General features: G+C 61.4%; 31 protein-coding genes. All 31 read right to left on the reverse strand.

Annotated features, from left to right (window positions below; all coding sequences use genetic code 11):
- Positions 1-226 precede the first annotated feature (226 nt).
- Positions 227-1,225, reverse strand: a complete 999-nt coding sequence (locus tag AC3CBN_RS19500; RefSeq protein WP_488634645.1) for a DNA-directed RNA polymerase subunit alpha — start codon at positions 1,223-1,225, stop codon at positions 227-229.
- A gap of 16 nt (positions 1,226-1,241) precedes the next feature.
- Positions 1,242-1,868 (reverse strand): 30S ribosomal protein S4, encoded by a 627-nt coding sequence (gene rpsD / locus AC3CBN_RS19505; RefSeq protein ID WP_488634646.1) that lies wholly within the window; start codon positions 1,866-1,868, stop codon positions 1,242-1,244.
- An 11-nt stretch (positions 1,869-1,879) separates the two neighbouring features.
- Positions 1,880-2,266: a 30S ribosomal protein S11 gene (gene rpsK / locus AC3CBN_RS19510; RefSeq protein WP_007513384.1), complete on the reverse strand. Its 387-nt coding sequence runs from the start codon at positions 2,264-2,266 to the stop codon at positions 1,880-1,882.
- A gap of 12 nt (positions 2,267-2,278) precedes the next feature.
- A complete protein-coding gene (gene rpsM / locus AC3CBN_RS19515; RefSeq protein WP_090454266.1) occupies positions 2,279-2,635 on the reverse strand; it encodes a 30S ribosomal protein S13 in 357 nt (118 codons plus the stop codon).
- Between the two features lie 136 nt (positions 2,636-2,771).
- Positions 2,772-4,097, reverse strand: a complete 1,326-nt coding sequence (secY, locus tag AC3CBN_RS19520; protein WP_488634647.1) for a preprotein translocase subunit SecY — start codon at positions 4,095-4,097, stop codon at positions 2,772-2,774.
- A gap of 4 nt (positions 4,098-4,101) precedes the next feature.
- Positions 4,102-4,539 (reverse strand): 50S ribosomal protein L15, encoded by a 438-nt coding sequence (gene rplO / locus AC3CBN_RS19525; protein WP_488636774.1) that lies wholly within the window; start codon positions 4,537-4,539, stop codon positions 4,102-4,104.
- Positions 4,539-4,736 carry a 50S ribosomal protein L30 gene (gene rpmD, locus AC3CBN_RS19530; protein WP_046972898.1) on the reverse strand — a complete coding sequence of 66 codons (198 nt, stop codon included), beginning with the start codon at positions 4,734-4,736 and terminating at the stop codon, positions 4,539-4,541. The genes rplO and rpmD overlap by 1 nt, the downstream gene beginning before the upstream one ends.
- Complete coding sequence (gene rpsE / locus AC3CBN_RS19535; RefSeq protein ID WP_114239845.1) at positions 4,729-5,238, reverse strand: 30S ribosomal protein S5; 510 nt, start codon at positions 5,236-5,238, stop codon at positions 4,729-4,731. Before rpsE ends, rpmD begins: the two co-directional genes overlap by 8 nt.
- Before the next feature lie 118 nt (positions 5,239-5,356).
- Entirely contained in the window at positions 5,357-5,710 is a 354-nt protein-coding gene (gene rplR / locus AC3CBN_RS19540) for a 50S ribosomal protein L18 (protein WP_488634648.1), read from the reverse strand.
- A 29-nt stretch (positions 5,711-5,739) separates the two neighbouring features.
- Positions 5,740-6,267 (reverse strand): 50S ribosomal protein L6, encoded by a 528-nt coding sequence (rplF, locus tag AC3CBN_RS19545; RefSeq protein ID WP_488634649.1) that lies wholly within the window; start codon positions 6,265-6,267, stop codon positions 5,740-5,742.
- A gap of 10 nt (positions 6,268-6,277) precedes the next feature.
- Positions 6,278-6,673 (reverse strand): 30S ribosomal protein S8, encoded by a 396-nt coding sequence (rpsH, locus tag AC3CBN_RS19550; RefSeq protein WP_488634650.1) that lies wholly within the window; start codon positions 6,671-6,673, stop codon positions 6,278-6,280.
- 218 nt (positions 6,674-6,891) lie between these two features.
- The gene (gene rpsN, locus AC3CBN_RS19555; protein WP_488634651.1) at positions 6,892-7,197 is read right to left on the reverse strand and encodes a 30S ribosomal protein S14; all 306 of its coding nucleotides are present in this window, start codon (positions 7,195-7,197) and stop codon (positions 6,892-6,894) included.
- Positions 7,198-7,215: 18 nt separating this feature from the next.
- On the reverse strand, positions 7,216-7,755 hold the full coding sequence (rplE, locus tag AC3CBN_RS19560) for a 50S ribosomal protein L5 (RefSeq protein ID WP_488634652.1): 540 nt from the start codon (positions 7,753-7,755) through the stop codon (positions 7,216-7,218).
- A gap of 11 nt (positions 7,756-7,766) precedes the next feature.
- Positions 7,767-8,081: a 50S ribosomal protein L24 gene (gene rplX, locus AC3CBN_RS19565; RefSeq protein WP_131406557.1), complete on the reverse strand. Its 315-nt coding sequence runs from the start codon at positions 8,079-8,081 to the stop codon at positions 7,767-7,769.
- 14 nt (positions 8,082-8,095) lie between these two features.
- Positions 8,096-8,464, reverse strand: coding sequence for a 50S ribosomal protein L14 (rplN, locus tag AC3CBN_RS19570; protein WP_038620422.1), 369 nt, complete (start codon positions 8,462-8,464; stop codon positions 8,096-8,098).
- Positions 8,465-8,478: 14 nt separating this feature from the next.
- The gene (rpsQ, locus tag AC3CBN_RS19575) at positions 8,479-8,739 is read right to left on the reverse strand and encodes a 30S ribosomal protein S17 (RefSeq protein WP_038620426.1); all 261 of its coding nucleotides are present in this window, start codon (positions 8,737-8,739) and stop codon (positions 8,479-8,481) included.
- Positions 8,740-8,751: 12 nt separating this feature from the next.
- On the reverse strand, positions 8,752-8,937 hold the full coding sequence (gene rpmC / locus AC3CBN_RS19580; protein ID WP_266183058.1) for a 50S ribosomal protein L29: 186 nt from the start codon (positions 8,935-8,937) through the stop codon (positions 8,752-8,754).
- Between the two features lies 1 nt (position 8,938).
- Entirely contained in the window at positions 8,939-9,352 is a 414-nt protein-coding gene (rplP, locus tag AC3CBN_RS19585) for a 50S ribosomal protein L16 (RefSeq protein WP_488634653.1), read from the reverse strand.
- An 11-nt stretch (positions 9,353-9,363) separates the two neighbouring features.
- Entirely contained in the window at positions 9,364-10,113 is a 750-nt protein-coding gene (rpsC, locus tag AC3CBN_RS19590) for a 30S ribosomal protein S3 (protein ID WP_488634654.1), read from the reverse strand.
- A gap of 15 nt (positions 10,114-10,128) precedes the next feature.
- Positions 10,129-10,464 carry a 50S ribosomal protein L22 gene (gene rplV / locus AC3CBN_RS19595; protein ID WP_488634655.1) on the reverse strand — a complete coding sequence of 112 codons (336 nt, stop codon included), beginning with the start codon at positions 10,462-10,464 and terminating at the stop codon, positions 10,129-10,131.
- Positions 10,464-10,736 carry a 30S ribosomal protein S19 gene (rpsS, locus tag AC3CBN_RS19600; RefSeq protein ID WP_017461870.1) on the reverse strand — a complete coding sequence of 91 codons (273 nt, stop codon included), beginning with the start codon at positions 10,734-10,736 and terminating at the stop codon, positions 10,464-10,466. Before rpsS ends, rplV begins: the two co-directional genes overlap by 1 nt.
- Positions 10,737-10,748: 12 nt before the next feature.
- Positions 10,749-11,570: a 50S ribosomal protein L2 gene (rplB, locus tag AC3CBN_RS19605; protein ID WP_488634656.1), complete on the reverse strand. Its 822-nt coding sequence runs from the start codon at positions 11,568-11,570 to the stop codon at positions 10,749-10,751.
- Between the two features lie 18 nt (positions 11,571-11,588).
- On the reverse strand, positions 11,589-11,882 hold the full coding sequence (gene rplW / locus AC3CBN_RS19610; RefSeq protein ID WP_046972911.1) for a 50S ribosomal protein L23: 294 nt from the start codon (positions 11,880-11,882) through the stop codon (positions 11,589-11,591).
- Positions 11,879-12,481: a 50S ribosomal protein L4 gene (gene rplD / locus AC3CBN_RS19615; RefSeq protein WP_488634657.1), complete on the reverse strand. Its 603-nt coding sequence runs from the start codon at positions 12,479-12,481 to the stop codon at positions 11,879-11,881. Before rplD ends, rplW begins: the two co-directional genes overlap by 4 nt.
- A gap of 11 nt (positions 12,482-12,492) precedes the next feature.
- Positions 12,493-13,134, reverse strand: coding sequence for a 50S ribosomal protein L3 (gene rplC / locus AC3CBN_RS19620; RefSeq protein WP_488634658.1), 642 nt, complete (start codon positions 13,132-13,134; stop codon positions 12,493-12,495).
- A gap of 20 nt (positions 13,135-13,154) precedes the next feature.
- A complete protein-coding gene (gene rpsJ, locus AC3CBN_RS19625; RefSeq protein ID WP_017461875.1) occupies positions 13,155-13,466 on the reverse strand; it encodes a 30S ribosomal protein S10 in 312 nt (103 codons plus the stop codon).
- 463 nt (positions 13,467-13,929) lie between these two features.
- Positions 13,930-15,120: an elongation factor Tu gene (tuf, locus tag AC3CBN_RS19630; protein WP_488634659.1), complete on the reverse strand. Its 1,191-nt coding sequence runs from the start codon at positions 15,118-15,120 to the stop codon at positions 13,930-13,932.
- Between the two features lie 50 nt (positions 15,121-15,170).
- A complete protein-coding gene (gene fusA / locus AC3CBN_RS19635) occupies positions 15,171-17,288 on the reverse strand; it encodes an elongation factor G (protein ID WP_488634660.1) in 2,118 nt (705 codons plus the stop codon).
- A gap of 49 nt (positions 17,289-17,337) precedes the next feature.
- A complete protein-coding gene (gene rpsG / locus AC3CBN_RS19640) occupies positions 17,338-17,805 on the reverse strand; it encodes a 30S ribosomal protein S7 (RefSeq protein ID WP_102305037.1) in 468 nt (155 codons plus the stop codon).
- Positions 17,806-17,823: 18 nt separating this feature from the next.
- On the reverse strand, positions 17,824-18,198 hold the full coding sequence (rpsL, locus tag AC3CBN_RS19645) for a 30S ribosomal protein S12 (RefSeq protein WP_121881674.1): 375 nt from the start codon (positions 18,196-18,198) through the stop codon (positions 17,824-17,826).
- A 179-nt stretch (positions 18,199-18,377) separates the two neighbouring features.
- Positions 18,378-22,592: a DNA-directed RNA polymerase subunit beta' gene (gene rpoC / locus AC3CBN_RS19650; RefSeq protein WP_488634661.1), complete on the reverse strand. Its 4,215-nt coding sequence runs from the start codon at positions 22,590-22,592 to the stop codon at positions 18,378-18,380.
- Between the last annotated feature and the right edge of the window lies 1 nt (position 22,593).

A 22,593-nucleotide genomic window follows, 5' to 3' on the forward strand; every position in this document is an offset into this window, starting at 1 on the left:
TCTTACTACGGGCTCTTATTGAGCAAGACGGCCAATGCTGGCCGTATCAGGTGTCTGCAAAATCCGAGGTATACACACTCGTCAGACGACCAATGCCGGAGACCAAAGGTGGTCGCCCAAAACATCACGCGGTTCTTCAGACCGCTTTTTGGCAGCTGGCGAGCGCACCTAAGTGCGCTCGCCAGTTTGCCGGTATTACAGGCGATCGCGAACGATCGCCAATTTCTCAGCCCAGCTGCATACCGTGGGACAAGCCCGGCGGCGGCCAGTTCTCAAGCTTCATGCCCAGAGCCAGACCACGACCACCCAGCACGTCCTTGATCTCGGTCAGGGACTTCTTGCCCAGGTTCGGGGTCTTGAGCAACTCCACTTCGGTCTTCTGAACCAGATCACCGATGTAGTAGATGCTCTCGGCCTTCAGGCAGTTAGCCGAACGCACGGTGAGCTCCAGATCGTCGATCGGACGCAGCAGCAGCGGATCGAAACCGCCCTTCTCCGCCTTGTCCGTGGCGCTCTCGCGACGCGAGAAGTCACCGAACACCGACAGCTGGTCGTTGAGGATTTCGGCGGCCTTGCGAACCGCGTCTTCCGCACCGATGGTGCCGTTGGTCTCGATATCCAGCACCAGCTTGTCGAGGTTGGTGCGCTGCTCAACACGAGCGGCGTCCACTTCGTAGGCCACACGCAACACCGGCGCGAACGACGCGTCGAGCTGCAGGCGACCAATCGGACGGGCTTCATCATCCGGATGCTGGCGCGCGCTGGCCGGCTGGTAGCCGACGCCACGACGCACCTTCAGGCGCATGTTGAGAGCGATGTCCTTGGTGAGGTGACAAATCACATGCTCGGGGTTGATGATTTCCACCGAGTGGTCGACAACGATGTCGCCGGCCGTGACTACGCCCTTGCCCTTCTTGGACAAGGTCAGGGTGACTTCATCACCCGAATGCTGGCGAATCGCCACGTCCTTGAGGTTGAGCAGGACTTCAATCACGTCCTCCTGCAGGCCTTCCAGAGTGGTGTACTCGTGCAGCACGCCATCAATTTCAACCTCGACGATGGCACTGCCAGGGATCGAGGAGAGCAGCACGCGGCGCAGCGCGTTGCCCAGGGTGTGGCCGAAGCCACGCTCGAGCGGCTCCACCACCACCTTGGCGCGGTTGGCTCCGAGCTGCTCGACGCTGAGGCCGCGAGGCCGCAGCACGCTAGTTGACGAAACTGCCATGCAGGGCTCCGGTTGATTACTTCGAGTAGAGCTCGACGATAAGGCTCTCGTTGATGTCGGTCGGCAGGTCGCCGCGGTCCGGCATCGTCTTGAACGTACCTTCGAACTTCTTGCTGTCGACTTCGACCCACTGCGGACGCAGATCCATGGTGTCGAACACGGTCGCCGCTTCCTGCACACGCAGTTGGGTACGCGCACGCTCGGTAAGAGCGATCGCGTCACCCGGACGAACCTGGTACGACGGGATGTTCACTTTCTTGCCGTTGACCAACACAGCCTTGTGGCTGACCATTTGGCGGGCCTGGGCGCGGGTGACCGCGAAACCCATGCGATAGACAACGTTGTCCAGGCGGCTCTCGAGCAGGCGCAACAGGTTTTCGCCCGTGTTGCCCTTGAGGGTCGACGCCTTGGTGTAGTAGTTGCTGAACTGACGCTCGAGCACACCGTAGATGCGCTTGACCTTCTGCTTTTCACGCAACTGGTTGGCATAGTCGGACATGCGCATGCGCTTGTTCGCACCATGCTGACCGGGCTTGTTTTCCAACTTGCACTTGGAGTCGATGGCGCGAGCCGGACTCTTCAGGCTGAGATCTGCACCCTCGCGGCGGGCGAGTTTGCAGGTAGCTCCACGATAACGGGCCATGGGTATGCTCCTTAGACTCGGCGCTTCTTCGGGGGACGACAGCCGTTATGCGGAATCGGCGTGACGTCAATGATGTTGAGAACCTTGTAACCGAGGGCGTTCAGCGAACGCACGGCGGACTCACGACCCGGACCCGGGCCCTTGATACGCACTTCCACGGTCTTCACGCCGTAGTCACCAGCCGCGCGGCCAGCCTTCTCGGCGGCCACCTGGGCGGCGAACGGAGTCGACTTGCGCGAACCGCGGAAACCCGCGCCGCCGGCAGTCGCCCACGACAGAGCGTTGCCCTGGCGATCGGTGATGGTGACGATGGTGTTGTTGAAGGAGGCTTGCACGTGAGCCACGGCATCCGTGACAACGCGCTTGATCTTCTTCTTGGTCTTGACAGGCTTGGCCATGTTCGGAATCCGTTACTTCTTGATCGCGCGACGAGGACCCTTGCGGGTGCGTGCATTGGTACGCGTGCGCTGGCCGCGCACCGGCAGACCACGGCGATGGCGCAGACCGCGGTAGCAACCCAGGTCCATCAGACGCTTGATGGCGATACCCACCTCGCGACGAAGGTCACCTTCGACGACGTACTTACCGATTTCGTGGCGAAGCTTTTCAACTTCGCCTTCACTCAAGGACTTGATCTGCGTGGTAGGAACCACGCCTGCGTCCGCGCAGACCTTCTTGGCCCGGCTGCGGCCGATCCCGAAAATGCTCTGCAGACCGACCCAGACATGCTTCTGGACCGGCAAATTGACACCCGCGATGCGCGCCATGATGTATTTCTCCGATGCGTTTCGTGCGCGGTAAACGCGCAATTCTAACCGTAATTAACCCAACAGGAAAGCCCTGCGGCACTTGGGTGCCGCCGCCCTTCCAACTTAGACCAAACTCCCACCACCCCAGCAGCCATCAGTTGCGGCGGAGATTGGCCTTCTTGAGCAGGCTTTCGTACTGGTGACTGACCAAGTGCGCCTGCACTTGAGCAGTGAAATCCATCACCACGACCACCACGATCAGCAGAGAGGTGCCACCGAAGTAGAACGGGACGTGCCAAGCTTTTTGCATAAACGATGGCACCAGGCAGACCAGCACCAGGTACAGCGCGCCGACACCGGTCAAACGGGTCATTACGTTGTCGATGTAGTCCGCCGTGGACCGACCCGGGCGGATGCCCGGAATCAAGGCGCCGGAACGCTTGAGGTTGTCCGCCGTCTCCTGGGAGTTGAACACGATCGCCGTATAGAAGAAGGCGAAAGTGATCACCAGCACCGCGAAGACGATGTCGTACAGAGGTTCACCCGGGGTCAACGCCTGGGTCAGCTCCTGGATCCAGCGGGACTGGTGCCCCGTGCCGAACCAGCTCGCCGCAGTCGCCGGAAAAAGCAGCAGACTCGAAGCGAAAATCGGCGGAATCACACCTGCCATGTTGATCTTCAGCGGCAAGTGCGAGGTCTGGTTCATGTAGGCCCGCTGCCCGCCGGAACGCCGTGCGTAATTTACGGTGATGCGCCGCTGGGCGCGTTCCATGAACACCACGAACGCCGTCACCGCCAGAATCAGACCCGCCACCATGATCATCTTGATCACAGACAGCTCGCCATTGCTGGCCATGGTCAGCGTATGCGCCAGCGCACCAGGCAAACCGGAGACAATGCCGGCGAAGATCAGCAGCGAAATGCCGTTGCCAATACCGCGCTCGGTGATCTGCTCACCCAGCCACATCAGGAACATGGTGCCGGCCGTCAGACCGACTACCGATGACATGACGAAACCCATGCCCGGCGTGTAGACCACCGGCGCGCCGCCCAGTGCTGTCTGCTTCTGCAACGCCATGGCGATGCTGAAAGCCTGGAAAGCAGCCAGACCTACTGTGCCAAAGCGCGTGTAGGTCGTCATCTTCCGGCGACCCGACTCGCCTTCCTTGCGCAATGCCTGCAAGCTCGGGATCACCGACCCCATCATCTGCACCACGATGGATGCAGAGATGTACGGCACCACGCCAAGCGCGAACACCGAGAAGCGTGCCAGCGAGCCACCCGAGAACATGTTGAACATGTTCATCAGGCCGCCGCCCTGCTCAATCAGGTTCGTCATGGCCTCCGGATTGACACCGGGAACCGGGATGAAGGAACCGAGACGAAAAACGATCAGCGCACCAATCACAAAGAAGATGCGCTGACGCAGTTCCGTCAGCTTGCCGAGCGATCCGAGCGATGTGCCCTGGGCTGACGCCACGTGATTACTCCACGCTGCCGCCGGCAGCTTCAATAGCTGCCTTTGCACCGGCCGTTGCCAGCACGCCCGACAGCTTCACCGCGCGGCCGATCTCGCCCTTGAGGACGACCTTGACCTTCTTGGCGTGGCTGTCGATCAGACCGGCCTGGTGCAGGACGATCAGGTCGATCAGGTCAGCCTTGAGGGCGGCGAGCTCGTACAGGAACACTTCCTGACTCTCTTTCTTCTTCAGCGAACGGAAGCCGACCTTCGGCAAGCGACGCTGCAGCGGCATCTGACCGCCTTCGAAACCGTACTTGTGGGTACCGCCCGCGCGAGCGTGCTGACCCTTGTGACCGCGACCAGCGGTCTTGCCCAGACCCGAACCGATACCGCGACCCACACGAAGGCGGGTCTTGCGGGAACCGGCGGCCGGCTTGATGTCGTTAAGACGCATGGTGATTACTCCTCAACCCGCACCAGGTAGTAGACCGTGTTGATCAGGCCGCGTACCTGCGGGCTGTCTTTCAGTTCACGGACGTCGTTGAGCTTGCTCAGGCCGAGCGCCTTCACGCTCAGGCGATGGCGGCTCTGCACACCGCGCAGGCCCTTGACCAGGCGCACGCGCACGGTGGCGGCGGTTTCGTTGTTCTTAGCCATTGCCCAGCACCTCTTCCAGGGTCTTGCCACGCTTGGCAGCGATCTGCTTCGGCGAGGCAACGGCCTGCAGGCCCTTGATGGTGGCGCGCACCAGGTTGATCGGGTTGCGCGAACCAACGGCCTTGGCCAGCACGTTCTTGACACCAACCACTTCCAGCACAGCGCGCATGGCGCCACCGGCGATCACGCCAGTACCTTCGGAAGCCGGCTGCATGAACACGCGGGCTGCACCGTGGTTGGCCTTGATGGCGTACCACAGGGTGCCGTTGTTGAGATCGATGCTCACCATGTTGCGGCGGGCGCGGTCCATGGCCTTGGAGATGGCGACCGGCACTTCACGCGCCTTGCCATAGCCAAAACCCACGCGCCCTTCGCCATCGCCGACCACGGTCAGCGCGGTGAAGCTCATCTGGCGGCCACCCTTAACGGTCTTGGCCACGCGGTTGACGGCGATCAGCTTTTCGAGCAGGCCGTCTGAATTTTCGCGATCGGTAGAAGACATGTTCTTTTCCGTATGCCCAGCGAGCCGGGACTTTTGCTTGCGGCTGAGCCGCTTGGAGTTGTAGGTACTGCTACTGGAACAGGGTGCCGAACGAATTCAGCACCCGACTCCGACCGGCTTAGAACTTCAAGCCGGCTTCGCGGGCCGCATCGGCCAGCGCCTTGATACGACCGTGGTAGCGGAAGCCCGAGCGATCGAACGCCACGGCTTCCACACCGGCAGCCAGCGCACGCTCTGCAACAGCCTTGCCCACGGCAGCGGCAGCGGTCAGGTTCTTGGTGCCCTTCAGGCCTTCGGCTACCGACTTCTGCACAGTGGAAGCAGCAGCCACCACATTCAGTCCGGAAGCGTCGAACACCTGCGCGTACAGATGCTGACCGGTGCGATGCACCGACAGACGAGCGACACCGAGCTTGCGGATATGCGAGCGGGTGGCCTTGGCGCGGCGTAGGCGGGATTCGTTCTTGTTCATCGTGTTCTCTCCAGGAAGCGGATAGGCGATTAAGCCTTCTTGGCTTCCTTCAGCGTGATCTTCTCGCCCGAGTAACGGACGCCCTTGCCCTTGTAAGGCTCCGGCGGACGGAACGAGCGGATCTTGGCAGCCACCTCACCCACGCGCTGCTTGTCCGAACCCTTGATCAGGATTTCGGTCTGCGTCGGGGTTTCGATGCTGATGCCTTCCGGCGCTTCGAACACGACCGGATGGGAGAAGCCCAGGGCGATGTTCAGCGACTTGCCGGCCATCGAGGCACGGTAGCCGACGCCGACCAGCTCAAGCTTGCGCTCGTAACCGTCGGTAACACCCTTGACCATGTTCGCGAGCAGCGCACGCAGGGTACCGCCGAACTTGTCGTCAGCACCTTCGGCAACCTGGATCGTGGCCACCCCGTTGTCGACGACCACGGAAGCGCCCGGGAGCGCGTGGGTCGACAGGGTGCCCCTGGCGCCCTTCACGGTGATGCCATTGGCATCGACCTTGAGCTCGACGCCCTTCGGCAGGTTAATCGGTTTCTTGGCAACACGGGACATCGTCGGCTCCTTATGCGACCAGACCGATGACTTCGCCGCCCAGACCCTTCGAACGGGCCTGCGCGTCGGTCAGCAGACCGGCAGAAGTCGAGATGATCGAAATACCGAGACCACCCAGGACCTTCGGCAACTCGTCTTTGCCGCGGTAAACGCGGAGGCCGGAGCGGCTGACACGGGAAATGGTCTCGATGGCCGGACGGCCTTCGAAATACTTGAGCTTGATCTCGAGCACCGGCTTACCCTCCTCGCTGGAGGTTTTGGCGTCGAGGATATAGCCCTCATTCTTGAGAAGGTTGGCGATGGCCACCTTCAACTTCGACGACGGCATATTTACGGCCTGCTTGCCCGTGAGCTGGGCATTGCGGATGCGCGTAAACAGATCGGCGATGGGATCAGTCATGCTCATGAAAACATCCTTCAGAGTGCACCGATATCCGAAAAACCGGAAATCAATTCAATTGTGAGCCGGCACAGGGCCGGCCTGCGGAACGCAGACCAACGACTATAGCAGCAATTTTCCGACTTTGCGAACAGCAGCGCATAAATCGCGCCAACGACGCCGGGCCGGGCCCGCCGCCGCATCGAACAATGGTGGGCTAGCCCACCATTGCCCTGTTTAGGGTCTTACCAGCTGGCCTTGCGCAGGCCAGGAACATCGCCACGCATGGTGGCTTCGCGCAGCTTGTTACGGCCGAGGCCGAACTTCTGGTACACGGCGCGCGGACGGCCGGTCAGAACGCAGCGGGTGCGCTGGCGAGACGGGCTTGCATCACGCGGCAGCTTCTGCAGTTTGGTCTGAGCTTCCATCTTGTCCTCGTAAGAGGCATTGGGGCTCAGCACTATCGCCTTCAGCTCGGCGCGCTTGGCGGCGTACTTCTTGACGAGTTTGGTCCGCTTGATATCGCGGTTGACCATCGAGGTCTTTGCCATGATTTTCTCTCGCGTCTATCAGTTGCGGAACGGGAAACTGAAGGCTTCCAGAAGCGCCTTGGCTTCTTCGTCGCTCTTGGCGGTGGTGGTGATGGAAATATCCATGCCACGCATCGCGTCGACGGCGTCGAAGTCGATTTCCGGGAAGATGATCTGTTCCTTGATGCCGAAGTTGTAGTTACCACGGCCATCGAAGGCACGACCCGACACACCACGGAAGTCGCGCGTACGCGGCAGCGAGATGTTGATCAGGCGATCGAGGAACTCCCACATCTGGGCACGGCGCAGGGTGACCTTGCAGCCGATCGGCCAGCCGTCGCGGATCTTGAACGAGGCAACGGACACGCGCGCCTTGGTCTGGATCGGCTTCTGGCCGGAGATCTTGGCCATGTCGGCCACGGCGTTCTCGAGCACTTTCTTGTTGCCCGCCGCTTCGCCCACGCCCATGTTCAGCGTGATCTTGGTGATGCGGGGAACCTGCATCACGTTTTCGTAGCCGAAGCGCTCGGTGAGCTTCTTCACTACCTGGTCTTTGTAAAAGGATTCAAGGCGCGTCATGACTTAGTTCCTCACGCGTCCACGACCTCGCCAGACGAACGGAACACGCGGACCTTGCGCCCATCAGAGAGCGTCTTGGCACCTACGCGTTCACCCTTGTTCGTGGCGGGGTTGAACAGCTGCACATTGGAGATATGGATCGAAGCCTCACGCTCGACGATGCCGCCGGCCTGGTTGGCCTGCGGATTCGGCTTGGTGTGACGCTTGACGAGGTTCACGTTGGAGACGAACACGCGATCGCCGTCCACACGCAGCACGTCACCGCGCTGACCCTTGTTTTTGCCGGTGATCACGAGCACCTGATCACCCTTGCGGATACGGTTCATGGTCTGGTCTCCGCTCAGAGCACTTCGGGCGCGAGCGAGACGATCTTCATGAACTTCTCGCTGCGCAGCTCGCGGGTGACCGGCCCGAAAATACGGGTGCCGATCGGCTCGAGCTTGTTGTTGAGGAGCACCGCTGCATTGCCGTCGAAACGGATCAGCGAGCCATCGGGACGGCGCACACCCTTGGCGGTACGAACCACCACGGCGTTGTACACCTCACCCTTTTTCACCTTGCCGCGGGGAATGGCATCTTTCACGGTGACCTTGATGACGTCACCGATCGCGGCGTAACGGCGCTTGGAGCCGCCGAGCACCTTGATGCACATCAGTTCGCGGGCGCCGCTATTGTCAGCCGCGGAAAGCGTGCTTTGCATCTGGATCATGTCTGCACCCTCCCTTAGACGTTAGCGCGCGTGATGATTTCGACCACGCGGTGATGCTTGGTCTTGGACAGAGGGCGGCACTCCGCTATGCGGACCAAATCGCCCTCGTTCGCGCCCAGGTCATCCTGAGCGTGAAGCTTGGTCGAACGCCGAATGATCTTGCCGATCAGCGGATGCTGTTCCTGGCGCTCGATCAGGACGGTGACCGTCTTGTCCATCTTGTTACTGATGACGCGGCCCTCGAGGGTGCGCGTCTGCTTTTGGTTGTCGCTCATATCGGCCGTCCCTTACTTCTTGCCGCCGAGCACGAACTTCGTGCGGGCGATGTCGCGCCGAACGCGGCGCAGCTGGTGCGGCTGGTTGAGCTGGCCGGTGCCTTTCTGCATGCGCAGGTTGAACTGCTCCTTACGCAGATCCAGCAAGTGCTTGTTCAGCTCTTCGGCCGTCTTAGTGGTTAGATCTTTGATGGCCATATCACATCACCGCCCGGGTCACGAATTGGGTCTGGACAGACAACTTGGCAGCGGCCAGGCGGAACGCCTCGCGTGCGGTTGCCTCGTCGAGGCCCTCGATTTCATAAAGCATGCGACCCGGCTGGATCGGAGCGACCCAGTATTCGACGCCACCCTTACCTGCACCCATTCGAACTTCGATGGGCTTCTTGGTGATCGGCTTGTCGGGGTACACACGGATCCAGAGCTTGCCACCACGCTTCACGAAGCGGGTGATGCAACGACGGGCGGCCTCGATCTGGCGTGCGGTGAGCATGCCGTGCGTGGTTGCCTTCAGACCATACTCGCCAAAGCTGACGAGATTGGAACAGAAAGCCAAGCCGTCGTTACGGCCCTTGAACTGCTTACGGTATTTGGTTCGCTTGGGTTGCAGCATGGCAACTCTCCTTACTTCGCCGTCCGCTCGCGACGGCCTTCACCGCCCTCGCGACGCGCATCACGACGACCCTCACCACCCTCACGGCGCGGCTGGGACTGCTCTTCCTTCGACTCCTGGCTGGCCTGAGCAAGATCGAAGATCTCACCCTTGTAGACCCACACCTTGATGCCGATGATGCCGTAGGTGGTCTTCGCCTCGGCGAAGCCGTAATCGATGTCGGCACGCAGCGTATGCAGCGGCACGCGACCTTCGCGGCTCCATTCGGAACGTGCAATCTCAGCGCCGTTCAGACGACCAGAGACATTTATCTTGATACCCAGGGCGCCCAGGCGCATCGCGTTGCCGACCGAGCGCTTCATGGCGCGGCGGAACATGATGCGACGCTCCAGCTGCTGCGCGATCGACTCGGCAACCAGCTGTGCGTCCAGCTCGGGCTTGCGCACTTCGCTGACGTTGATGTGCGCCGGAACGCCCATCATGTCGCTGACTTCCTTGCGCAGCTTCTCGATATCCTCGCCCTTCTTGCCGATCACCACGCCCGGACGGGCGGTGTGAATCGTCACGCGCGCGGTCTTGGCCGGACGCTCGATGAGGATCTTCGAAATGCCAGCCTGGGCCAGCTTCTTGCGCAGCATCTCGCGAACCTTAAGGTCGGCAGCGAGGTACTGGGCGTATTCGCCCTTATTGGCGTACCACTTCGAGTTCCAGTCCTTGGCAATGCCGAGGCGGATACCGGTGGGATGAACTTTATGACCCATCGTCTACGTCCTCAGTCAGTTGCCAACGACCACAGTGATGTGGCTCGTGCGCTTCAGGATGCGGGAACCGCGGCCTTTGGCGCGGGCGTACATGCGCTTCATCGTCGGACCTTCGTCCACGAAGATGCTCGAGACCTTCAACTCGTCCACATCAGCGCCGAGATTGTTCTCGGCGTTGGCGACAGCCGACAGCAGTACCTTGCGAACGAGGGCTGCGGCCTTCTTGTTGGTGAACTGGAGCACGTCGCTGGCTCGGCCCACGGGCATACCGCGAACCAGGTCAGCTACCAGGCGTGCCTTCTGCGCCGAAATGCGGGCGCTGCGCAGGATCGCTTTGGCTTCAGTGCTCATCACTTGCCCTTCTTGTCGCCGCCATGGCCCTTGAAGGTACGGGTCACCGCGAACTCACCGAGCTTGTGCCCGACCATGTTCTCGTTGACCAGCACGGGGACATGCTGACGGCCATTGTGGATGGCGATGGTCAGACCGACCATCTCCGGCAGAATCATCGAGCGACGCGACCAGGTCTTGATCGGACGCTTGTTATTGGCGGAAACGGCGGCTTCCACCTTCTTTACGAGGTGCAGGTCGACAAACGGACCTTTCTTTAGAGAGCGCGGCATAATCGTTTCCTATTACTTGCGACGACGCACGATGAACTGCTGGGTGCGCTTGTTAGAGCGCGTCTTGTAGCCCTTGGCCGGCGTACCCCACGGAGAAACCGGGTGACGACCGCCAGAGGTCTTGCCCTCACCACCGCCGTGCGGATGGTCGACCGGGTTCATCACCACACCGCGAACGGTGGGACGAATACCCAACCAGCGCTTGGCGCCGGCCTTGCCGAGCTTCTTCAGGCTGTGCTCGCCATTGCCCACTTCACCGATGGTGGCGCGGCAATCAACCGGCACCCGACGCATTTCGCCGGAGCGAAGACGCAGCGTGGCGTAACCGGACTCGCGTGCAACCAGCTGGACCGCGGCACCGGCGGAGCGTGCGATCTGCGCACCCTTGCCCGGACGCATCTCGATGCAGTGAATCGTGCTACCCACCGGGATGCTGCGCAGCGGCAAGCTGTTACCAGCCTTGATCGGCGCATCGCTGCCCGACACCAGACGGTCGCCCGCCTGGACACCCTTCGGCGCGATGATGTAACGACGCTCGCCGTCGGCATAGCACAGCAGTGCGATATGCGCGGTACGGTTCGGATCGTATTCAATGCGCTCGACCTTGGCAGCAATGCCTTCCTTGTCGCGCTTGAAGTCAATGATGCGGTAACGCTGCTTGTGACCACCACCCTGGTGGCGAACAGTGATACGACCGTAATTATTGCGACCGCCGTTCTTGGTCTTCGCTTCGGTCAACGCCGCGTACGGCGCGCCCTTGTGAAGGCCCTCGGTGCGAACGCTGACTGCGTCGCGGCGTCCGGGGGAGGTCGGCTTATGAGTGATCAGTGCCATCTCAATTCAACTCCTGGCTCAGGCCTTGGCCGACACGTCGATGGTCTGACCATCGGCGAGGCGGACATAGGCCTTGCGCTTGCCCTGGCGATTGCCAGTGCGGAAACGGAAGGACTTGACCTTGCCCTTGGCATTGACGAGGTTCACTTGCTCGACCTTGACGTCGAACATCTGTTCCACCGCTGCGCGGACATCGGCCTTGGTTGCCTCGGGGGCAACCACGAATACGTACTGGTTCTTCTCGGCCAGGCGCGCGGCCTTTTCCGAGATGTGCGGCGCACGCAGCGTATTCAGAATGCGTTCGTTGCTCATGCCAGCCACTCCTCGATCTTCTTCACCGCATCGACGGTCATGACGACGTGGTCCGAACCGACAAGGCTGACCGGGTTCAGCGCCAACACGTCCACCACGTGGATGTACGGGATGTTGCGCGCGGCCAGGAAGGTGGCCTCGTTGGCGTCTTCCGACACCAGCAGCACACGACCCGACACCTGCAGCTCGGCCAACTTGGCCACCATTGCCTTGGTCTTCGGGGAGTCGATGCCGAAGCTCTCGACGACCTTCAGACGGTCCTGACGAATCAGCTCCGCAAGGATCGAGCGAATGGCAACGCGATACGACTTGCGGTTGACCTTCTGCTCGTAACTACGCGGCTTGGCAGCGAACGTGCGGCCACCACCGACAAAGATCGGTGCACGGTAATCACCGTGACGGGCGCCACCGCCCTTCTGCTTCTTGAACTTCTTCGTGGTACCGGACATTTCGCCGCGCGAAAGCTGCGACTGGGTACCTGCACGACCGCCTGCCTGATAGGCAACGACGACCTGGTGGATTAGGGCCTGCTTGAGCTCAGCGCCGAACACTTCGTCCGACACGTTGAGCGGCTTGGCGCCAATGACATTCAGTTCCATGGCGTCTCTCCTCAACCCTTGGTCGTCGGACGGATGATGACGTCGCCGCCGGTAGCACCCGGCACCGCGCCCTTCACCGCGATCAGATGACGCTCGGCGTCGACCTTGACCACTTCGAGGCCCTGCTGCGTGCGGTTGACCGCACCCATGTGGCCCGACATCTTCTTGCCCGGGAACACGCGACCCGGGGTCTGGCGCTGGCCGATAGAACCCGGCGAGCGATGCGACAGCGAGTTACCGTGGGTGGCATCGCCCATGGTGAAATGGTGACGCTTGATGGCGCCTTGGAAGCCCTTGCCCTTCGACACGCCGGCGACGTCAACGATCTGACCCACCTGGAACACGTCGTCGGCCTTGATCTCGGCGCCCACGCTGTACTTGCCGAGGTCGTCGGCAGACACGCGAAACTCCCACAGACCACGACCTGGCTCAACCTTCGCCTTGGCGTAGTGACCCTTCAGCGGCTGGGTCAGCAGACTGGCGCGCTTGACGCCCGCCGCGACCTGCACAGCGCTATAGCCATCGTTATCTTCCGTCTTCAACTGGGTGACGCGATTCGGGGTGGCTTCAATAAGCGTCACCGGAATCGAGCGTCCATCTTCAGTGAAGAGTCGGCTCATGCCGCACTTGCGGCCAACTAGTCCGATACTCATGTTCGTATCCTATCTATCGCTCAGCCGAGCTTGATCTGAACATCTACGCCAGCGGCGAGATCAAGCTTCATGAGCGCGTCCACGGTCTTGTCGTTGGGGTCGACGATGTCCAAAACGCGCTTGTGCGTACGGGTCTCGTACTGGTCGCGGGCATCTTTGTCGACGTGCGGCGACACCAGAATGGTGTAACGCTCGATCTTGGTCGGGAGCGGAATCGGACCGAGAACCGTAGCCCCAGTGCGCTTGGCCGTCTCGACGATTTCGCTGGCTGAGCGGTCGATCAGACGATGATCGTACGCCTTGAGCCGAATGCGAATCTTTTGGTTCGCCATAAACCGTGTCCTATTATCGAAAGAACAAATACTGTGAATCGGGAAGGCTTCTCGCCGCCCCGCACAACCCATTGCCGCTACGGTATTGCCAGGTCAGCCACGGCGAGCGACAGCGTGCCGCACGACTGACCCTAAAAGACTAGGCAGGCCCTAAACGGGCCCGCCCAGACGGAAAAGTATAAAACGCGCGAAATGCCCAGGTCAACAAAGCGTCACGCTTCGCAACCCAAGCCCTTCTTGCGAGTTGGCCATCCCGGCCAGCGAACTCGAAGCACTTCCTGTGCCTCATTTCGCGGTGGTGTCGAGCAGCTTCTGGGGCTGTCGACGAGCAAGCCATTAACTATAGCTGCAAATTCGGCCGAAGGAAAGCCCTAAAGCCTTCCCCGGCTGAATCGACCCCGCAAACACGCCATCGACGGACTTGCGCGGGCCATCTCCACCATGCCAGTGGAGAGGTTCGTTCTTACTTGATGACCTTGGCCACCACGCCGGCGCCGACGGTGCGGCCACCTTCGCGAATGGCAAAGCGCAGGCCTTCGTCCATCGCGATCGGGTGGATCAAGGACACCACCATCTTCACGTTGTCGCCCGGCATCACCATCTCGACACCGTCCGGCAGCTGGCAAGCGCCCGTCACGTCGGTCGTGCGGAAGTAGAACTGCGGACGATAGCCCTTGAAGAACGGGGTATGACGGCCACCCTCGTCCTTCGACAGCACGTACACCTCAGCCTCGAAGTCCGTGTGCGGGGTGATCGAACCCGGCTTGGCCAGCACCTGACCACGCTCCACGTCGTCGCGCTTCAGACCGCGCAACAACAGACCGGCGTTGTCGCCTGCCTGGCCCTGGTCCAGCAGCTTGCGGAACATCTCCACGCCCGTGACGGTGGTCTTCTGGGTCGGACGGATGCCGACCACTTCGATTTCGTCACCGACCTTGATGATGCCGCGCTCGATACGACCGGTCACCACGGTGCCGCGGCCCGAGATCGAGAACACGTCTTCCACCGGCATCAGGAACGGCTTGTCGATCACGCGCACCGGCTCGGGGATGTAGCTGTCCAGCGCATCCACCAGCTTGATGATCGCCGGTATGCCGATTTCGCTCTGATCACCTTCCAGCGCCTTCAGCGCCGAACCGTGGATGATCGGCGTGTCGTCGCCCGGGAAGTCGTACTTGCTCAGCAGCTCGCGCACCTCCATCTCGACCAGCTCGAGCAGCTCGGCGTCGTCCACCATGTCCGCCTTGTTCAGGAACACGATGATGTACGGCACGCCCACCTGGCGCGACAGCAGGATGTGTTCGCGGGTCTGCGGCATCGGGCCGTCAGCGGCCGAGCACACCAGGATCGCGCCGTCCATCTGCGCGGCACCCGTGATCATGTTCTTCACGTAGTCAGCATGGCCCGGGCAGTCCACATGGGCGTAGTGGCGCTTGGGCGATTCGTATTCAACGTGGGCGGTCGAGATCGTGATGCCGCGCGCCTTCTCTTCCGGCGCCGCGTCGATCGCGTCATATGCCTTGAACTCGCCACCGAAACGCTCGGCGCCAACCTTCGTCAGCGCAGCCGTCAGCGTCGTCTTGCCGTGGTCCACGTGACCAATCGTGCCGACGTTGACGTGCGGCTTGGTGCGTTCGAATTTACCCTTTGCCATGACTCTAAACCTCTAGAAAAGAACGGTATGTTGTGGGAAGAAGGGCCTTATCAGGCCTTCTTCATGACCTGCTCAGCGATGTTGTTCGGCGCTTCCGCGTAATGGTCGAATTCCATCGTGAAGGTGGCGCGACCCTGGGTTAGCGAGCGAATCGTCGTCGCATAACCGAACATCTCGCCCAGCGGGACCATCGCGTCGATGGTCTTGCCCGACGGCGTGTCGTCCTGGCCCTGGAGCAGACCGCGACGACGACTCAGATCGCCCATCACGTCACCGACGTAGTCTTCCGGCGTCACCACCTCGACCTTCATGATCGGCTCGAGCAGGACCGGATCGGCCTTGCGGAAGCCTTCCTTGAAGGCCATCGAAGCAGCGAGCTTGAACGCCATTTCCGACGAGTCGACGTCGTGGTACGAGCCGAACACCAGCTTGACCTTCACGTTCACGACCGGGAAGCTGGCCAGCGGACCACTGACGATGGTTTCGCGCAGACCCTTTTCGACCGACGGGATGAATTCCTTCGGAATCACGCCGCCCGTAATGTCGTTGACAAACAGGAAATCGTTCTTGACGTCCGGACTCTTGCGCTCTTCCTCGGTCATCGGCGACAGCTCGATCACCACGTGACCGTACTGCCCCTTACCACCGGACTGCTTGGCGTGCTTGTAGTCCGACTTGACGTCGCTCTTGCGGATCGTCTCGCGATAAGCCACCTGCGGCTTGCCGACGTTGGCCTCGACGTTGAATTCGCGACGCATGCGGTCCACCAGGATGTCCAGGTGAAGTTCGCCCATGCCCGAGATGATCGTCTGACCCGACTCTTCGTCCGTACGAACGCGGAACGACGGATCTTCCGCGGCCAAGCGGCCGAGGGCGACGCCCATCTTCTCCTGGTCCGACTTGGTCTTCGGCTCCACCGCCATCGAGATCACTGGCTCCGGGAACGTCATGCGCTCCAGAGTGATGATGTGATCCTGCGCACACAGCGTGTCACCGGTCGTCACGTCCTTCAGGCCTACCGCTGCAGCGATATCGCCAGCGCGGACTTCCTTCAACTCGTGACGCTCGTTCGCGTGCATCTGCAGGATGCGACCGATGCGCTCTTTCTTGGACTTGATCGGGTTGTACACCTGGTCGCCGGCATTGAGCGTGCCCGAGTAGACGCGGAAGAACGTCAGCGAGCCGACGAACGGATCGGTCATGATCTTGAACGCGAGCGCGGAGAACGGCGCTGCGTCGTCGGCCTTGCGCGTGACTTCCTGGTCGTCCTCGTCCATACCTGCGACCGGCGGACGGTCGAGCGGCGACGGCAACAGGTTGACCACGGCGTCAAGCATCGCCTGCACGCCCTTATTCTTGAACGCGGTACCGCAGAAGACCGGGATGATTTCGCTCGACAGGGTGCGCGCACGCAGGCCACCGATGATCTCTTCCTCGGTGAGGTCGCCCTCTTCCAAGTACTTGTTCATCAGCTCTTCGGTCGCCTCAGCAGCGGACTCGACCATGTAGCCACGCGCTTCAATCGCCTTGTCAACGAGGTTCGCCGGGATATCCTGGTACTCGAACTTCATGCCCTGGGACTCCATGTCCCAGATGATCGCCTTCATCTTGAGCAGGTCGACCACGCCTTCGAAGTTGTCTTCGGCGCCGATCGGAACCTGCATGGTCACCGGGTTTGCACCCAGGCGAGCCTTCAGCTGGTCGACAACCTTGTAGAAGTTCGCGCCAGTGCGGTCCATCTTGTTGACGAACGCAAGGCGCGGCACCTTGTACTTGTTGGCCTGACGCCAGACGGTCTCGGACTGCGGCTGCACACCACCCACTGCGCAGAGCACGAACACTGCGCCATCGAGCACACGCAACGAGCGCTCCACTTCGATCGTGAAGTCCACGTGGCCCGGGGTGTCGATGATGTTGAAGCGATGCTCAGGCAAGGAACGATCCATGCCCTTCCAGAACGCCGTCGTTGCCGCCGACGTAATGGTGATGCCGCGCTCCTGCTCCTGCTCCATCCAGTCCATCGTTGCCGCACCGTCATGCACCTCGCCAATCTTGTGACTGACGCCGGTGTAGAACAGGATGCGCTCCGTGGTGGTGGTCTTGCCAGCATCGATGTGAGCCATGATGCCGAAGTTGCGGTAGCGCTCGATGGGAGTGGTGCGTGCCACGGTCTTAACCTCTAAAAGTGCTTGCTTTAAGCAAAAAACGAACTACTTCTTACCAGCGGTAATGCGAGAAGGCCTTGTTGGCTTCTGCCATACGATGCGTCTCTTCGCGCTTCTTGATCGCGCCACCGCGATTCTCGGAAGCCTCGAGCAGCTCGGCAGCCAGCTTGCGCGGCATCGAGGTCTCGCCACGCTTGCGGGCGGAATCGATGGCCCAGCGCATGGCCAGCGCCATACGGCGACCCGGACGCACTTCAACCGGCACCTGGTAGGTAGCACCACCAACACGGCGGGACTTCACCTCTACGGCCGGGGCGATGTTGTTCAGCGCCTTCTCGACGAGCTGAACCGGCTCGGCGTTCTTTTCGCCCAGATGGGCCAGAGCACCGTAGACAATGCTCTCAGCAACTGACTTCTTGCCGCTCTTCATCACCATGTTGATGAAGCGGGCGATGAGCTGGCTGCCGTGCTTGGGATCCGGCAGGATCAGACGGGCGGGATGTGAACCTTTACGCGACATGTTTCTTGTCCTTAGCTCTTATTTCTTCGGGCGCTTGGCGCCGTACTTGGAGCGCGACTGACGGCGCTTCGTGACGCCGGCGCAGTCGAGACTGCCGCGCACCGTGTGGTAACGAACACCCGGAAGATCCTTGACGCGACCGCCACGAATCAGCACCACCGAGTGCTCCTGCAAGTTGTGACCTTCGCCACCGATGTAGCTGATGACTTCGTAGCCGTTCGTCAGGCGCACCTTGGCAACCTTACGCAAGGCCGAGTTCGGCTTTTTCGGGGTGGTCGTGTAAACGCGCGTGCAGACGCCGCGGCGCTGCGGGCTGTTCTGCAAAGCCGGCGAAGCACTCTTATAGGTCTTCGGGCTACGGGATTTGCGAACCAACTGGTTGACTGTCGTCATCTGAAGCTGTTCCTGAGAAACATAAAGGCAGACCGAACCGGCTCGGTCTGCCAAGAAGCGGGAATTTAACATGGGCAGCTTGTCACAGACAAGCTGACGCCCTGCCATCCATAGCCCGAACACGAGGCGCAATCCTTGCGCCTCATTTCGTATGTCAGCGAGTAGAACCCGAGAGGGGCTTACTCCACACCAATGTCGCTACCGGTGGTGGCTTCCGCAAAGGATGCCGATGAAGCGGAGCCGGAGAGGGTTTCAAGCTCCGAGGCGGTCAGACCACCCTGGCGATGACGCTGCGCGTGATACGCCAGACCCGTACCCGCCGGAATTAGACGACCGACAATAACATTTTCCTTCAGGCCACGCAAGGTATCACGCGTGCCACGCACCGCGGCTTCCGTCAAGACTCGGGTCGTCTCCTGGAAGGAGGCGGCCGAAATGAAGGATTCCGTGGCCAGCGAGGCCTTGGTGATACCCAGCAGCACCGACTGGTACTCAGCCGGTCGCTCGCCGCGGGCGATGGCACGATCGTTTTCGCCATTGATGCGAACACGCTCGACCTGCTCACCGCGCAGATAGTGGCTCTCGCCCGGATCGGAGATCTCGACCTTACGCAGCATCTGACGAATGATCGCTTCGATGTGCTTGTCGTTGATCTTCACGCCCTGCAGACGATAGACGTCCTGGATTTCCTTGACCAGGTAAGCGGCCAGCGGCTCGACACCCAGCAGACGCAGGATGTCGTGCGGACTGGGCTCGCCGTCCACCACGGTTTCGCCCTTCTCGACGTGCTCGCCTTCGAACACGATGACCTGACGCCACTTGGGAATCAGCTCCTCGTGCTCGTTGCCGTCCACGTCCTTGATGATCAGGCGCTGCTTGCCCTTGGTGTCCTTGCCGAAGCTGATCACACCCGAACGCTCGGCGAGGATCGCCGGTTCCTTCGGCTTGCGGGCTTCGAACAGATCGGCCACGCGCGGCAGACCACCGGTGATGTCGCGGGTCTTGGAAGTTTCCTGCGGGATACGTGCTACCACGTCGCCCACGCCCACTTGCACACCGTTCTGGATCGACACGATGGCACCGGCCGGGAGCATGTACTGCGCCGGCACGTCGGTGCCCGGCAGCTTCAGCTCGCGACCCTTGGCATCTTCCAGACGCACGATCGGGCGCAGATCCTTGGCGGCCGTACCACGGCGCTTCGGATCCGTCACCACCGCCGACTCCAGGCCGGTCAGATCGTCGGTCTGGCTCTGCACGGTGATGCCATCGATGAAGTCGATGAAGCGCACGGTACCGGCCACTTCCGAGACGATCGGATGGGTATGCGGATCCCAGTTAGCCACGGCCTGGCCGGCCTTCACCGGATCGCCATCCTTGACGGCAATGGTGGCGCCGTAAGGCACCTTGTAGCGCTCGCGCTCGCGGCCGTTGGCGTCAATGACGCTCACTTCGCCCGAACGGGAGACCGCCACCAGGTGACCCTGATTGTGATGCACGGTCTTGAGGTTGTTGAACTTCAGCGTGCCGGTGGTCTTCACCGTCACGTTGTCCACCGCCGCCGCACGCGAAGCCGCACCACCGATGTGGAACGTACGCATGGTCAGCTGGGTACCCGGCTCACCGATCGACTGCGCGGCGACCACACCCACGGCCTCGCCCATGTTGACCAGGTGGCCACGGGCCAGATCGCGGCCGTAGCACAGCGCGCAAACGCCGTGATTGGCCTGACAGGTGATGGGCGAACGCACCTTGATCGACTGCACGCCGGCCTTGTCGAGCTTCTCGACCAGGGCTTCGTCCAGCAAGGTGTCGCGGACGACGATCGGATCCATGTCGTCGCCAGGGGCGTAGACATCTTCGACTGCCACGCGACCCAGCACGCGCTCGCGCAACGGCTCGACCACGTCGCCGCCTTCCACGATTGGCTGCATGATGACGCCGTCTTCGGTGCCGCAGTCGTGCGAGGTGATGACCACGTCCTGGGCCACGTCGACGAGACGACGGGTCAGGTAACCGGAGTTCGCCGTCTTCAACGCCGTATCCGCGAGGCCCTTACGAGCACCGTGGGTGGAGTTGAAGTACTGCAGCACGTTCAGGCCTTCACGGAAGTTCGCCTTGATGGGCGTCTCGATGATCGAGCCGTCCGGGCGAGCCATCAGGCCACGCATGCCCGCCAGCTGACGAATCTGAGCCACCGAACCACGGGCGCCGGAGTCAGCCATGATGTACAGCGAGTTCATCGACTTCTGGTTGACCGTCTTGCCCTCGGCATCGGTGACCTTTTCGGTACCGATACCGTCGATCATCGCCTTGGCAACGAGTTCGTTGGTGCGCGACCAGATGTCGACCACCTTGTTGTAGCGCTCGCCGGCGGTGACCAGACCCGACTGGTACTGCTCCTGGATCTCGACCACTTCCTTCTCGGCCTCTTCCAGGATCGGCTTCTTCTCGGCAGGGATGATCATGTCATCGATGCCGATGGAGATGCCGGCGCGGGTGGCGAAGCGGAAGCCGGTGTACATCAGCTGGTCGCCGAAGATCACCGTGTCCTTCAGGCCCAGGCGGCGGTAGCACTGGTTGATCAGGCGCGAAATGTTCTTCTTGGTCAGCTCGGTGTTAGCCAGCGCGAACGGCAGGCCTTCCGGCATGATCTCGAGCAACAGTGCGCGACCCACAGTGGTGTCCACGATCGAAGTCTCGGACGTGCGACCGCCCTGTTCGTCGACGTGCACCTGCTTGATGCGGACCTTGATTTTGGCGTGCAACTGGACAGCGCGGTTGTCGTAGGCACGACGCACTTCGCCAATGCCCGAGAACACCATGCCGGTGCCCTTCGCGTTCACCAACTCGCGCGTCATGTAGTACAGGCCCAGCACCACGTCCTGGGTCGGCACGATGATCGGCTCGCCGTTGGCGGGCGACAGGATGTTGTTGGTCGCCATCATCAGGGCACGCGCTTCAAGCTGCGCCTCGATCGACAGCGGCACGTGCACAGCCATCTGGTCACCGTCGAAGTCGGCGTTGAACGCCGTACAGACGAGCGGATGCAGCTGGATGGCCTTGCCTTCGATCAGCTTCGGCTCGAACGCCTGGATGCCCAGACGGTGCAGCGTCGGTGCGCGATTGAGAAGCACAGGATGCTCGCGGATCACCTCTTCGAGGATGTCCCACACCTGACCTTCTTCGCGCTCGACCAGCTTCTTGGCAGCCTTGATCGTGGTGGCTTCGCCGCGTGCCTGCAGCTTGGCGAAAATGAAGGGCTTGAACAGCTCAAGCGCCATCTTCTTGGGCAGACCGCACTGGTGCAGGCGCAAGGTCGGACCGACCACGATCACTGAACGACCGGAGTAGTCCACGCGCTTGCCGAGCAGGTTCTGGCGGAAGCGGCCCTGCTTGCCCTTGATCATGTCGGCCAGCGACTTCAGCGCGCGCTTGTTCGTGCCAGTGATGGCACGACCGCGACGGCCGTTGTCGAGCAGCGCATCGACCGATTCCTGCAGCATGCGCTTCTCGTTACGCACGATGATATCGGGCGCATTGAGTTCGAGCAGACGACGCAGGCGGTTGTTGCGGTTGATGACGCGGCGGTACAGGTCGTTCAAGTCGGAGGTGGCGAAACGGCCACCGTCCAGCGGCACCAGCGGACGCAGGTCCGGCGGCAGCACCGGCAGTACGGTCAGCACCATCCACTCCGGCTTGTTGCCGGACTCGAGGAAGGCCTCGATCAGCTTGACGCGCTTGGTGAGACGCTTGAGCTTGGTCTCGGAATTGGTCGAGCCGATCTCTTCCTTGAGGCGAATGACTTCGCCCGGCAGGTCAAGCGACTTGAGCAATTCGTAGACAGCCTCGGCACCCATGCGGGCATCGAACTCGTCGCCGTGCTCTTCGACGGCTTCCAGGTACTGGTCTTCGCTGAGCAGCTGACCGCGCTCGAGCGCGGTCAAACCTGGATCGATCACCACGAAGGCTTCGAAGTACAGGATGCGCTCGATGTCACGCAGCGTCATATCCAGCATCAGGCCGATGCGCGACGGCAGCGACTTGAGGAACCAGATGTGCGCGGTCGGGCTGGCCAGCTCGATGTGACCCATGCGCTCGCGACGCACCTTGGCCAGGGTGACCTCGGTGCCGCACTTTTCGCAGACCACACCGCGGTGCTTCATGCGCTTGTACTTGCCGCACAGGCACTCGTAGTCCTTCACCGGACCGAAGATGGCGGCGCAGAACAGGCCGTCACGCTCGGGCTTGAAGGTGCGGTAGTTGATCGTCTCAGGCTTCTTCACTTCGCCGTATGACCACGAGCGGATCAGCTCCGGCGAAGCCAGGGCGATCTTGATCGCGTCAAAGTCAGGCGCGGTGCGCTGCTGATTGAACAGATTGAGCAAGTCTTTCATG

The sequence above is a fragment of the Dyella sp. OK584 genome, assembly GCF_057787755.1.